We start from the raw sequence: 14,112 nt of genomic DNA, 5'->3' as shown, positions 1-14,112 counted from the left end.
ATGAATTATGCTGGCGCAGTTAATCACCAGCTTTATTGCTTCGGCAGGATTTGGCATTATTTTCAATGCTCCCCGAGCTTCTTTACTACAATGTGGTATATCAGGAATGTTAGGCTGGATGGTCTATATGCTACTGTATGAATCGTTGACTCCAGTGTCTGCTTCATTGATTGCGACGGTAATTGTAGGTGGAATCAGTCAGGTTTTTGCTCGTATTTACAAAACACCTGTCATTATTTTTAGTGTAGCGGGTATTATTCCGCTCGTTCCGGGAGGGCTTGCTTACAATGCGATGCGTAAGTTCGTCGAAAATGATTATTCAGTCGCTATGGAATTAGCAGCTCAAGCGGCTATGATATCAGGTGCCATTGCTCTTGGTCTTGTGTTATCCGAAGTATTGAATCAAATGATACGCCGCGTGATCAAATAGATCCCGGCGTATTTTTTATACTCATCTATATATAACGTTCCATATACAGCCCAAGTCTACTGAAACTATACAGGTAAACGCTCATCTATATACGATTCTACTAATCTATCGATAAAATGATCTTCTACTTCTAATGTAAATGCGGTAAAAATCATATCCATATCGTCACTCACATAAGCCGCTAGATCAGCATCGCCGCCTTCTTGCATCACATGGACAAAAGCTAATCGACTCCATTCAGTGAGCTGTACTTGCTCGGCTTCTGTCAGACTGTCCCGTTGTAATTTCTGATATGCTCCTATCCATTCGGTATCAAAATCAGCACGATCTCGATATGCAAGATAAGACTCAGCATCTAAATCTTGCAGAAATGAAGCAGATAGTAATGATCCTTGATGCAGTTTGGTTTGCAACGTTTCTATCGATTGTTTGTCCATCAGTAGCCTCCTTTGGTTCGATCGCTATACAACCGTCCCTTGCTCTAACTTGATCCATAGATTCACATGATCAAATCCAGCAACGACTGCTTTTAACAGATGACCTGGATATAAGCTTTCTGCCGGGATTCCTTTGACACAATCGCCTACATTAATAATTCCCAGTGCATCATTAGGTAAGCTCAAAATAATGCCTTGCGGATAGATCACTTCGACAATCCCTTTAACATGATCGCCTACTTTAAACATCTGTTGTGTCTTTTCCCAATCTTTCATATAGGGTTTCATTGCTTCCTGCCATACTTCTTCAAATTCAGCAGCAGAGATATCTTTGCGCTCGCCTTGATCCAGATCTTGATCAAACTGCTGATCATACAGGCAGAAATGCAATTCTTCATCTCGTTGACTCGATACAATCCAACGTTCTTCATCTTCGATTACTTCACGCAGTACCGTCTGTTCTTCATTAATCTCAAAATAATAGTTCTCATCATTCTCTTCATAGCTCAAACGGTAATATTCCATAACCTTGATCTACTCCTGACTTTGGGAACGACTGGATTCCTGTACTCCCGCATAATAGAGATTACCCGGATTCAGATCAATCACCACTCTACGTGGCGCTATCAATGAAAATTGATGCTCACAGGTCCATCGCTGTTCTTCATCTTGTCCAATCGTTTCTCCATCCGTAATAATATCGCCTTGTTCATATAGATAATGCGAAATATCCATTAAGAAACCAGCAACTTCATTTGGATTCATATCATAAAAGTGGCACTGCACATCCGGTACACCTAATGCAGCTAATCCACAACTATCCATTACCATCTCTTGACGTTCTTGCTCAGATTGAATATTGTACAATCTAATATTCAATGCTCCATACAAATCTTGTCCTTCTTGTAGAGCCGCTAAAAAAGCTGTAGGTTCCATCAATTTATCACTACTACGCCAGTAAATTGCATCACATGGAGCAACTTCAAGTATAGCACGTAATACTTGATTAAATAGCTGTAGCCGTTGCTGATGTGGTAGCCCTCTTGCCATCATATCCGTTAATATGAGTTCATAATCACAGGCTTGAAGCACTTCTGAAGCTTCTTGCCAATGCCATGATTGTTGCAGTGCAGTGGTATATAATTCAGCTTGAGGCTCCATTTCAGAAGGCATCAACACCGTCTGCGCTGGCAAATCTCCATCTTCATAGTGAACCATATGATTGAGATGAAAAAAGTGATAGTGATCTCTCGGATCGGTTTCTGCGTTGGGATCATCTGTAGGATTTGCTTCCCATACAGCCAGTGCCTCCTGCTCTTCTCCTTGGTCATCTAAAACGGTATGCAGTGGGCCTGTATATTCTTGTACTTTGGCATACAAGGTGTCTCGATCAATCGTTGGCTTCGTACGATATAATAGTTGGGCAGAATATATATCAAAAAATCCAAAATCCTCATCGGCTTGTTCATTTTGTTCGTTATCATCGTATTCGCGTGTACTCATGGTTTATTCTTTCTCCTTTCGCTCAATCGCTCGCTTAACTAGTATTAACCTAATTTTATGTAGACGGCGCACTTATTTAACGATTTAGTTATCATCTATGTTCGCCTCTTATCATACAATTCCTATGGGTTAACGTAAACCTATGATTTGGCAAGATTGGATTGTAAAGTCTCAAGTATGTTTAAATATACTTATAGGTTAATAGCCAAGGAGGTCATGAATATGATTCATCCCAACACCATTAAAGTAAGACAAGACATCTGGGATTTTGCCCATTCCTTAAATGAAAATGTGATGAATGAACACAGTCAGCCTGATAAATGGACGATAGCACAGGTGTTAGAACATTTATATCTGATGGAAATGGCAATCACTGCTCGATTGCGAACAAAAGTAGATGAAGAAAATCCTGCTCCTTCTTCTATGCCGTCGATTCCGTTTCATCTTACGCTGGATCGTAATCGTCATACACCTGCACCATTAGCACTTGTTCCCGCAGATAAACATTGTACCTTAATCGAATTGCAGACAAGACTGGTGCGTTCACGCGAACTGTTTACTGAATTGATCGAAAGTATAGATCCAGTGATGCTGGAACATCGCACTATGGATCATCCTATATTCGGGCCACTGACTTTACAACAATGGACTGAATTTATTGGACTTCATGAACAACGACATTTAGAACAAATGCGAGAAATCGAAGCAGAGTTATCTCAATATCATTAATTTGCTTCTAGCTCATACTAAATATATACACAAAGCCTTCTCTATGATGGAGAAGGCTTTTTTACATTCACTATTTTCACATCCAATAATAACGGTCTAGGATTGATCTTATTTATTTGATTAAAAGGAAGTGAATGCTATGTCTATTTGTCCTAATGGATATTCCACGTTAAAATAGATATAGTCTGGTAATGCATTCTATAGACAATAAGGAGACTACACTCATGGACGACAGAATCGCCAAAATTCGTGGCCATATGCAAACGAACGGATTAGATAGCTTATTGATTACTGATCCCAAACACGTATACTATCTCACTGGATTCGCCAGTGATCCACATGAACGCTTTTTAGGGCTTTTTATTCCCGATGGAGACGAAGCCTTTTTATTATTGCCTGCACTGGATGAAGACAAAGCTCGTAGCGCTTCTAGCGTATCACGCATAGAGACTCATACTGATACAGATAATCCCTATGTACGTTTGAAAGAATGTGTCAAAGGCAGTATCGGCAATCTAGGTATCGAAAAAGAAAACTTATCGGTAGCGAGATATGAACAATTGTCTGAAGTATTAGAAGCGACTTCGTATCAGGATATTGGTAGTATGCTCAATGCAATGAGATCACGTAAATCACCGGATGAAGTCAAACGAATGAAACATTCGATTCAATTGATTGAAGAAGTATTACGTCGTGGTCTGTCTAGCGTACGTATTGGAGTGACCGAGATTGAATTGGTTGCAGAACTTGAATACCAGATGAAAAAAGTAGGTGCAGAAAAGCCTGCTTTTGATACGATGGTTCTTTCAGGTTCCAATACCGCTCTTCCTCACGGTGTACCCGGTACTCGTAAAATCGCAGCCAATGAACTGTTAATGTTCGATCTAGGATTATTTGCAGACGGATATGCATCTGATATCACGCGTACATTCGCTATTGGGGAACTGGATGCTGAACTGAACAAAGTCTATCATACCGTTCTAGCGGCGAATGAAGCAGCTATTCAAGCGATCAAGCCCGGTGTTACTTTTGCCTCGATTGATAAAGCGGCTCGTGATGTCATTACTGAAGCCGGATACGGTGATCGTTTTGTTCATCGCCTGGGTCATGGACTGGGTATGGATACACATGAATATCCTTCAGTACACGGGCAAAATGAAAATCTATTACAAGAATGTGTATTGTTCACTGTAGAACCAGGTATCTATATTCCGGGTCTTGGTGGCGTACGCATCGAAGATGATGTTATCGTAACTGCTGATGGCGTTGAAGTCCTTAGCTCGTTCCCTAAAGAATTAACCGTTCTCGGGTAAGCGACAGCTACTCTTAATCTATTCAATACGTATAATGAGCACTATTTATTTTCAATATTAAAATCGATAACTAACACGTTCTATTCAAAAAAGACACGCTACAGATCGTATGACTTGATCTGGTATGCGTGTCTTTTGCTATAAGCTTATTTTGTTCATTCTTGTTCTTGAGTTTGTTCTTCTTTATCTTTGGCAATTTGATAACTAATCATTAATGGCTTATCTTCTTCGGCTACTTTCATACTGCGCGCAAGGTATAAAAATGGTGTTCCTGCTGCTGTCAGTACAAATTTAAGAATATATGTCGTTAAGAAAATTTCAATCCACACTTGCCAGTCGTATACACCTAAGAAAGCAATACTACAAAATACAAGTGTATCTACAAACGAACTAATCATCGTACTTCCGTTATTACGTATCCATAATTGATGCGGTGCAGGAAATAATTGACGCAACCACGTATACAGACGTACATCTAGAAATTGACTGATTAGATAAGCAGATAGACTGGCTACTACCAATGTAGGTAATTGATCGAAAATAGTCGTTAAGGCGACTTGTGCATTATCTGCATCTTCAATTCCAGAAACTTTGAAAGTCAAAGCCATTTTCATAACAATCGTCGTCATAATTAAAGTGAAAAATCCAAACCAAACCGCTTTGCGCGCTACTTTCGGTCCAAATCGTTCGTTCAATAGATCACTTGCTAGATACATACTGACATACATCGTATTACCTAGTGTTGTTGCTATCCCGAATAATTCAATCGTTTTAATAACTTGAATATTCGCTAATACTGTAGCAACCCCGATCCAAGCATACATCCCTTTAATCCCAAATAATCGATAACATAATGTAAACAAACCATAATTAACGATAACAAATAAAATACCCCACCATATATTAAACATGACCTTTTCCCCCTAGTTTTGATAACGCGGGATGGTTACGAACCGCGGATCAATCACTGAAAACCTGTTTTACTTTATCATATGAGCAAGCAAGCTGCCAACTATTATCACTAATTTTTCCATAAATGATATGTCATTATCGATATGGATCTTCTTTTGAATTGAAAATAACAGTCGTCATATCAACGCAAACACTCCAATAAAGCCCAAAAAGTCTACTCCTTATTCATAATGATAAGGAATAGACTTTTGAATGTTTATCTGTTATTCAATGTACACTACAATAGATTAAAATTTATGAATTATGAAGCTTCCGCAGTATCGAGATCACGATCTGGTTGGTTGTAAACGTCTTTGTTTTGTTCTTTCAACCATTTACTACTGAGTACACCTGAAGTCATCGAACCACTAACATTCAGTGCTGTACGTCCCATATCGATTAAAGGCTCTACAGAAATCAACAATCCTGCTAAAGCGACTGGTAGATTCATGGTAGATAATACGATCAATGCTGCAAATGTTGCTCCACCACCAACCCCAGCTACACCCAAAGAACTAACCGTTACCACTGCAATTAATGTCAAAATAAACTGCCAGTCTAACGGATTCACACCTGCCATTGGTGCAATCATAATCGCAAGCATTGATGGATAAATACCTGCGCAACCATTTTGCCCGATAGTAGCTCCAAAGCTCGCAGATAAGTTAGCAATACCTTCCGATACACCCAACTTTTTCGTTTGCGTTTCTACATTCATCGGGATCGTCGCTGCACTAGAGCGAGAAGTAAATGCAAAAGTAAGTGTTGGAATAATTTTTTTCACATATTGAATTGGATTAAGACCTGAGATCGCTAGAATGATGAGATGAACAACAAACATTGCAATCAAAGCCACATAAGAAGCCAGTACAAAGTTAATCAATTTCAGTATTTCTTGACCACTTGTCGTGGCAACCATTTTGGCGATAAGCGCTAAAATACCATAAGGTGTTAGACGTAGAATAATGGTGACCATTCGCATCACTACCCCGTAGATCGCTCCCATCATGCTCTGGAACATTTCACCTTGTTTTGGATTTTTGCGTATAAGACCCAGTGCTGCAACTCCAACAAAAGCGGAGAAAATAACGACTGCTAATGTAGAAGAACGACGAGATCCTGTCATATCTGCAAAAGGATTAGTCGGAATAAATTCTAGTAACTGTGCAGGCAATGACATATCTTCGACATCACCTAGACGTTCTTGCAATATCACGCCACGTTGTTGTTCAGCTTCACCTGCTGGAATATCCAGAGCCGTTAGATTGAATCCAAGTGCTACTGTAATTCCTATCGCTGAAGCAATCGCTGTCGTAAATAACAATACACCTATAATAGAACCACTGATTTTACCAAGATTTTGCTTACCACTTAGCTTCAGGATCGCCATAATGATCGAGACCATAATCAGTGGAATAACAACCATTTGAAGTAACCCAACATAGCCACTACCTATCAGATCGAACCATTCCATCGAATCTGAAATGACTTCTGAATCTGGGCTATAAATCCATTGCAATACTACGCCGTATGCAATCCCCAGGATCAAGCCAGTAAATACTCTCTTTGTAAATGAAATATGCTTTTTCTGCATCCAACCTAATAAAACAATCAGTAAGACCAGAACAGCTATATTCACAATAACTAGCAAAACATTCATTTTGACACCCCTTTTGATATATATGTAGTGACCTGAATATTGAGTCGCATTTCATTTTAGCATAATGTCGAGTAAACAGGTAGGGTTATTTGTAAGATAGTTTTAACATGTATTTTCTACATTTTTTGCACTTTTTATAGAAAAAAATTAGTTTTATGACTAATTAAATGAAAAAATACCTATTCAAACAGTGGTCGATTGATATAATATAGATAATTATTTGAATCTTTTTACTCAGTACTTTAAGATCATATGCGCAATTATTCATGTCATATTTACAGGAAAACCTGTTGAAATAGGATGAATACCGGGAGGAGTCGAATAAATATAGTTCTTTTTGCTTAAAATATTCAAAATACTATACACGTTGCTTCATATTTCGATGGGAATCAGATAAGACTCTGTGTCACATTTTGTCACGTCGCTAAAAGTTTGATTGTATCTGTAGATAGCTACATGTTGGATGAGAGAAAAGTAACTGTTTTTCAAGTATGGGAAGGGGCAAGTTTGCATGTTTAGAATCAATCAATTTATCAGTCGTAAAATTATGGTGACGTTCGCTGCACTGATAGTAGCAGTATGTATTGTACTCAGTCTTTTCTTTTTCTTTATGACTCAAAGAATAATTAATCAAAATGTAGTTCCTCAATTCCGTCAGGTCTTGAATATTGCGATGGATGGTATTATCAAAGGCATGGACAGCACACAAGCTATGCAAGCCGCTCAGGGAAACAGTGGCGAAATTATGAAAATCGAAACATACTTAGAAACCCAACTTCAAGCTTACCAACTAGATAACCTATACTTACTTCGAATTGAAGATACCAAAGCTGTTGTAGAAGCAGTAGCCAATAGCTCCAAAAATTTCAAAGATAAACAAGAAGTTCAACTAAGCGACAATATCAATAAAGCGATGACTGATGGCAAACTGTTAACAGACCTTTATCAGACCGATGCTGGTTCTACAGTTACCTACTATTATCGTGTACCCGGTAGTTCGGTAATTGTAGCAGCGAGTATGGATGCTAGCTTTGTAAATAGTATTATTTCGAATCTGATCTGGACTACAGTGATTGTAGCTATTGTTGCTCTTGCCGTATGTCTATGGGTCGCTTACAAATTTAGCCGTAAAATCACCCTTCCACTTGCACGTCTTGTTCGTCATACTCGCCTCGTTGCAGAAGGTAATTTACAACAAGATATCAAAATGACAGGTAATGATGAGATTGCTCAATTAGCTCGTGGATTCCGCTTAATGACAGAAAACTTACGCACGATGGTGCATCAAGTCTTAGATAGCTCAGATAAAGTAGCTGTCGGTACAGAAGCGTTAACTACACGATTAAATAAAATGCAACGTATGGTCGATCAATCAGTTCAATCCGTGACCAGTATTGAATCCGGTAGTGAAATGATTGCTAATACGACTTCTGAAAATGCACGAGCAATGGAAGAAATCACAACCGGTATCCAGCATATCGCTTCATCTACAGCTGAAATTTCAGAACAAATCGGTGATGCTTCAGATAGTGCAATCACTGGTAACCAAATGGCTCAACAAGCAGTCACTCAAATGGGATCTGTTGAAAAAGCAGTTATGGACACCAAATTATCTGTACAAACATTAATCGAACGTTCGGAATCGATCAGTGAGATTCTGGTAGCAATGAGCGATATCACCAAACAAATCCGTATGCTTTCCCTGAATGCTTCGATTGAAGCAGCTCGTGCAGGCGAGCATGGTCGTGGCTTCGCAGTCGTCGCTCAAGAAGTAGGCAAGCTTGCCGAACAATCTCGTGCATCTACCTACGAGATCGAAGAAGCACTCGAATCGATTCGTCAAGAATCTCAAAAATCCACCGAATCGATGGATAGCGTGACTAATGAAGTGAAATCAGGAACAGAATTAGTACAACAAGCAGGTGATGCGTTCAATCGCTTTGTGGAAATGATGCAACTAGCAAACCAAACGGTTCAATCTGCTTCAGCGGCAACTCAAGAAATCTCAGCCGGTTCTGAAGAAGTCAGTGCTTCTGTAGATGAAACTGCCGAAATCACTCACAAATCCCTAACCAACGTCAAAGCAATCGCCAAAAACGCTGACCGCCAATCCGGCGAAATGCTAGCCTACGTCGAAATCATGCGCGAACTCAACAACGAAGCCCTATCCCTACAAAACATCGTCAGCAAATTCAAAATCTAACTCCATCCCATTCCCTACTCAAAAAATTCCCAAGCCAGTATAGCTCCCCGAGCTTATACTGGCTTTCTTCATACTAATACCGCTACCTACTTTTTTTCATAATTCTCCTGCTTTCACTACTCTCCTCAAAAAGTCACATCCTTCCTATTCCTTTACTAATTCCCACCACGATCTCTTGTATCTTTACCTCTTAAATTTATCTTTTTTACTATTCACCTTTCCCTTCGCCAATCCACCACTTCATCATCCTTAAACTTCCTAACCAATCTAATCTCTTCTCGCACTTCTTACTCCGTATCTCTAAGCACTCTTTTTTACTCCTCCCTCCCCTGGGACTAGGATTGCCTCTCTAACTACAGTTGCGGAGGGGATCGGTTCTTCTGAAAGAGCGAAGCGCTCGCCTTTGTAAAGGAATCCCTACCGCCCAGCGGTTATTCAAGGGATTCCTTTACAACAGCGACGACAAGAAGAACCGATCCCCGTAGCTCTCCCACTCCGCCCCTTCAATCCTTCCCCCTTATATTTTCATAATGTTTGGTTTACAATAAGAAAGCAGGCTATTTATCATCTTTTTGATAAAAATCTGTTAATGATGAGTACAAACGGAGGAAGAATCATGCTTTTTATTGATAATCAGGGAATTCACGATCCAACCATCAATCTGGCAATCGAAGAATTTGTACTGAAACATTTGCCAATGGATGATAGCTACCTGCTTTTTTATATTAACGAACCCTCGATCATTATCGGTAAACATCAGAACACGATCGAAGAGATTAACGCTGAATATGTCAAAGAAAACAATATTCATGTGGTACGTCGTCTGTCCGGTGGTGGAGCAGTGTATCACGATCTAGGCAACTTAAGTTTTAGCTTTTTGACCAAAGATGACGGTCAATCGTTCCATAATTTCCGTAAATTTACCCAGCCTGTTGTGGAAGCATTACACCAATTTGGCGTGAATGCCGAATTATCAGGACGTAACGATCTTCAAGTGGGCGAACGCAAAATTTCAGGCAATGCTCAATTTTCGACACGTGGACGGATGTTTAGCCATGGTACACTGATGTTTGATTCAGAACTGGATAATGTGCAATCTGCGCTTAAAGTGAATCCAGAAAAGTTCAAATCAAAAAGCACCAAGTCAGTACGCAGTCGTGTCGCTAATATTACTGAATTTTTGGAAAAACCTTTAACCATGAATCAATTCCGTGACGATATTTTGCGTCATATTTTTGGTGTAGAACCTTCAGAAGTTCCTCAATATGTACTGACAGAAGACGATTGGAAAAAAATCCATGAAATCTCGGCGGAACGTTATCGCAATTGGGATTGGAATTATGGACAATCACCAGAATCCAATATCAAGCACACTCGCAAATTCCCTGTAGGGATTATTGATCTACGTATGGATATCAAAGATGGTCATATTCATGAGATCAAAATTTATGGTGACTTTTTCGGTATAGGCGATGTGACTGATATTGAAAACAAATTACGTGGTCAGCGTTATGAAGAGAGTGCCGTTCAGACTGCTTTGGCAGGTACAGATATTAAGCACTATTTTGGAAATATTGAATTAGAAGAGTTTGTGGGATTGGTATTTTTGCAAGACTAGAATGAGATAGATAAAAGGAGAGTTACCTACATGTATAAATTAATCGCAATCGATATTGATGATACACTGATCAACGATAATAAAGAAGTTACACCGGCTACACAGACGGCTCTAGAACAAGCTGTCGCTAAAGATGTGGTTGTTACACTAGCAACAGGTCGTGCGTATGCGTCTGCTCAAGCTATCGCTCGTCAAACAGGTCTTAATGTACCGATCATTACGTATCAAGGGGCTTTAGTCAAAAACTTGATGGATGAAAAAGTATTGTATGAGCGTTATGTGCCGATCGAAGCTGCTCGTAAATTATTCGAATATTGCATCGAACATAATTTACATTTGCAAACCTATATTGATGATAAATTATATGCTCGTGAAGTCAATCAACATTTGATTGATTATGCAACTTTGAATGGTACTCAGTATCATATCGAACCGGATTTCAACAAATTGATCGAGCAACCTACGCCTAAGATGCTAATTATTGACGATCCTGCATTCTTGGACGAATTACAACCGATCTTACGTGAATTGCTTGGCGATAGTGTTCATATTACCAAGTCCAAACCTCAATTCCTTGAAATTATGCACAAAGAAGGAACCAAAGGCGCAGCGCTTACTTTCCTTGCTGATTATTTCAATTGTGATCTAAAAGATGCAATTGCTGTAGGCGATTCATGGAACGATCATGAAATGTTAGAAGTTGCAGGTCTAGGCGTAGCGATGGGTAATGCCATTCAACCGCTCAAAGATATCGCTGATTATATTTCAGCTAGCAATAACGAAGACGGTGTTAAAGAAGTGATTGAGAAATTTATTCTTAACGCTTAATCTGTAATAGCTACCAAAGAAGCACCTTGCCAAGGAGTATAGGATCATCTGCGTAATATATGCTAGATAATCCTATACTCTTCGGAAGGTGCTTTTTTACATACTCTTCATTTATCTATTTTTCATCTGATCCAATGCTTCTAGATACAAGACTTGCAAAAACTTTTTGATACTGACTTTGCTTTTACCATCATCCCGTTCTTCATCAATCTCTTTCATTTTGGCACGAATATCTTCAAAGTCAAAATAAAGCGGAGCATAATGTTCAAACTTAGGATTGCCGTAGTCTGTCAGCCCTATAGATGCTAAATGATTAAGTGCAGTTGTGACCGTTCTTCTGATACGTTGCTCAATCGCCTTAGCTTCTTTATCCACTTCACGCGGCGTATGCTTATAACGGCCAGCTGCGGCTTCATACAATTGTCGCAGCGGTGGGAATGAACCCGGTTTTCCCTGCTGTTCCAGTAATATTTCCATAATCGCTGTCAAATCACCACAACCGGATTCGCCAACAATGCCTAGATTCATATAAATCGGTCGCACCATATCATCTACAGTTCGTGGTTTTATTGATGTGGAAGACGCTGTATTGGGCGAGAACTGACTGAGTGTATCGAGTTTGGACAAAGAAGATTTTAACTCATTCAAATAGTGTTTAATCTCTGTATGCTCGGTCACTCGGGAAAGAACAGATTCAACTTCAATACGGTTAATAGGCTTTCGAATAAAAAATTCAATCCCAGATTGATAAGCTTCGCCAACCATTTCTTGATTTTCGATCTGTGAGATCATCACGTATTTGCCATGATAACCTTGACGCTTCAATTGCATAATCGTTTCTAATCCATCTTGATCGGGCATCAACCAATCGATTAAGACCACATCAGGATGCGTCTCCAAAATAATACGTGTACCTTCTTCTCCACCTCGCGCTGTACCGATCACTTCGCCAAGCTGACTTTCTTTGATGATATTCTCAAGCATAGCACGAGTTGCTGGATCATCATCTACAATACAAAAAGATAAAGCCATCTTATTCCCCCTTTTTCAACAATAACGTTGGTAATTTCACTTCAAAAATCGTCTGCCAAACGGTATCTTCTGCTTCTTGTAGTTGGATCGTTCCTCCTAGCGAACATACAATATCATGCACATGAGAAAGCCCTATTCCTGTAGCTGCGCTTCCACCTTGAGCGAACTTAGTCGTAAAACCAGGTTCAAAAATCAATTCACGTGCTTGCTGGTCGATCCCTTTACCCGAATCATAGACAGTGAGTATCGTATCTTGCCCTTGTTCCCACACGCTCACTTCGATCGAACCACTTTCGTCTAACGCTTCAACAGCATTGGATGTCAAATTATTCAGTATCGTCAGTAATGGAATATATTCAGAAGTAATATAATTCACTTCTAAGCGAGCTGTAAACGTCACTTTTTTTGCTAACATTGTCGCATATTTGCGATTACCTCTTATTGTATAATCCAGTATTTCAAATAGGGATAAAGCAGTCTGTGATTTTTGATCAAATAATTTGAGCAATCCAGCGGCGATACGTTGAGAGTCTTTTTTGACTTCATGTATTTCCTGGGTAATACTCAGTTGTCGTTGACTATACTCGGTGAGACCTTCACGCTTCATATCCATATATAAGCGGTAACTACTGCTGGTTAGATGCTCGATCGTATCCATCGATTTGCGTAAATAAAACACTTCACCATACAGACCCGCATTTACAGCTAACATCTGTTCCATCCGCTTCTTCTGTTCACTATGAAGAGCACGAATCTGGCTCACCGAGATACTGCTATATAATCCTGTTGTAAAAAAGCCACGAATCACAGCGACTAGAAAAATATAACCCCATGTTGCTGGAATCATAATCTCACTACCTGTAAGAATCCAGCGACAGATCATTTCAATCGTATTGGAGCCAAAATCAATACAAGCCGTCACTCCACTTAGCAGCAATAGGTTCATTCGGGTTAATCGACTTTGAATACAAAACATACCAATCGCAAACGTCATATAATACAAACCTGCTGATGTATGCACACGTGCACTCTCATCTATAGAGAATAGATGCGGAGCCGAAATAAAGTCCAACATCATACGAAAAACAACCACTGTTAAAGCTGTAAATATCCCTGTTCGCAAATACGGAAGCCGATTCATGAGTAGCATCAATAATAGAAAAGCACTACCACCTAGACCGATCCGAAATAGATCACCTTGTACTGGATTGATTTTGAATTCACCGGCTACTGCTGTACCGATCGCTACAGTAAGCATCTGGATTTTTTCATTTTTAAAAAAAGTCGCCATCCGTCCTTCCGCTCCTCTGGAACTGGTTTCTGCTGCGACTTGATGATAGGACAATGCATACTTAAGTTTGTTCCATATGCGATAAAAAGGTTTATGAAATTGTTTATATGGTATCAT

General features: G+C 39.5%; 13 protein-coding genes. 6 read left to right on the top strand and 7 right to left on the bottom strand.

Annotated elements, in window-relative coordinates; all coding sequences use genetic code 11:
• The first annotated feature begins 7 nt into the window (after positions 1-7).
• Positions 8-430 (top strand): threonine/serine exporter family protein, encoded by a 423-nt coding sequence (locus PO903_RS11605; protein WP_069327196.1) that lies wholly within the window; start codon positions 8-10, stop codon positions 428-430.
• Positions 431-495: 65 nt separating this feature from the next.
• Here the strand turns inward: PO903_RS11605 and PO903_RS11600 are convergent, their stop codons facing one another.
• Genes PO903_RS11600 through PO903_RS11590 form a run of 3 tightly spaced genes read right to left on the bottom strand, consistent with a single transcriptional unit; the run spans position 496 to position 2,370 of the window.
• Positions 496-867 (bottom strand): immunity protein PIM1 family protein, encoded by a 372-nt coding sequence (locus PO903_RS11600; protein ID WP_069327195.1) that lies wholly within the window; start codon positions 865-867, stop codon positions 496-498.
• A 24-nt stretch (positions 868-891) separates the two neighbouring features.
• Positions 892-1,392: a hypothetical protein gene (locus PO903_RS11595; protein WP_069327194.1), complete on the bottom strand. Its 501-nt coding sequence runs from the start codon at positions 1,390-1,392 to the stop codon at positions 892-894.
• A 9-nt stretch (positions 1,393-1,401) separates the two neighbouring features.
• The gene (locus PO903_RS11590; protein WP_273593484.1) at positions 1,402-2,370 is read right to left on the bottom strand and encodes a DUF4261 domain-containing protein; all 969 of its coding nucleotides are present in this window, start codon (positions 2,368-2,370) and stop codon (positions 1,402-1,404) included.
• 222 nt (positions 2,371-2,592) lie between these two features.
• Between PO903_RS11590 and PO903_RS11585 the strand changes: the two genes are divergently transcribed.
• The gene (locus PO903_RS11585; protein WP_273593483.1) at positions 2,593-3,099 is read left to right on the top strand and encodes a DinB family protein; all 507 of its coding nucleotides are present in this window, start codon (positions 2,593-2,595) and stop codon (positions 3,097-3,099) included.
• Positions 3,100-3,323: 224 nt separating this feature from the next.
• The gene (locus PO903_RS11580) at positions 3,324-4,412 is read left to right on the top strand and encodes a M24 family metallopeptidase (protein ID WP_069327191.1); all 1,089 of its coding nucleotides are present in this window, start codon (positions 3,324-3,326) and stop codon (positions 4,410-4,412) included.
• 155 nt (positions 4,413-4,567) lie between these two features.
• Here PO903_RS11580 and PO903_RS11575 read toward each other — a convergent pair whose 3' ends face one another.
• Both PO903_RS11575 and PO903_RS11570 read right to left on the bottom strand, forming a co-directional pair.
• Complete coding sequence (locus PO903_RS11575; RefSeq protein WP_273593482.1) at positions 4,568-5,323, bottom strand: queuosine precursor transporter; 756 nt, start codon at positions 5,321-5,323, stop codon at positions 4,568-4,570.
• 302 nt (positions 5,324-5,625) lie between these two features.
• Complete coding sequence (locus PO903_RS11570; protein WP_069327189.1) at positions 5,626-7,023, bottom strand: L-cystine transporter; 1,398 nt, start codon at positions 7,021-7,023, stop codon at positions 5,626-5,628.
• A gap of 511 nt (positions 7,024-7,534) precedes the next feature.
• Between PO903_RS11570 and PO903_RS11565 the strand changes: the two genes are divergently transcribed.
• The 3 genes from PO903_RS11565 (at position 7,535) to PO903_RS11555 (ending at position 11,672) form a co-directional block, all read left to right on the top strand.
• Positions 7,535-9,226: a methyl-accepting chemotaxis protein gene (locus PO903_RS11565; RefSeq protein WP_273593481.1), complete on the top strand. Its 1,692-nt coding sequence runs from the start codon at positions 7,535-7,537 to the stop codon at positions 9,224-9,226.
• A 616-nt stretch (positions 9,227-9,842) separates the two neighbouring features.
• Positions 9,843-10,844: a lipoate--protein ligase gene (gene lplA / locus PO903_RS11560; protein WP_273593480.1), complete on the top strand. Its 1,002-nt coding sequence runs from the start codon at positions 9,843-9,845 to the stop codon at positions 10,842-10,844.
• A gap of 30 nt (positions 10,845-10,874) precedes the next feature.
• Positions 10,875-11,672, top strand: a complete 798-nt coding sequence (locus PO903_RS11555) for a Cof-type HAD-IIB family hydrolase (protein ID WP_069327186.1) — start codon at positions 10,875-10,877, stop codon at positions 11,670-11,672.
• 111 nt (positions 11,673-11,783) lie between these two features.
• Here PO903_RS11555 and PO903_RS11550 read toward each other — a convergent pair whose 3' ends face one another.
• Both PO903_RS11550 and PO903_RS11545 read right to left on the bottom strand, forming a co-directional pair.
• A complete protein-coding gene (locus PO903_RS11550; protein WP_273593479.1) occupies positions 11,784-12,704 on the bottom strand; it encodes a response regulator in 921 nt (306 codons plus the stop codon).
• 1 nt (position 12,705) lies between these two features.
• Positions 12,706-14,112, bottom strand: coding sequence for a sensor histidine kinase (locus tag PO903_RS11545; protein ID WP_273593478.1), 1,407 nt, complete (start codon positions 14,110-14,112; stop codon positions 12,706-12,708).

Origin of the sequence: Paenibacillus sp. PK4536, from assembly GCF_028594455.2 — a bacterium.
Classification (GTDB): Bacteria; Bacillota; Bacilli; order Paenibacillales; family Paenibacillaceae; genus Saccharibacillus; species Saccharibacillus nuruki.
This window is presented reverse-complemented; position numbering and strand designations above follow the sequence as displayed.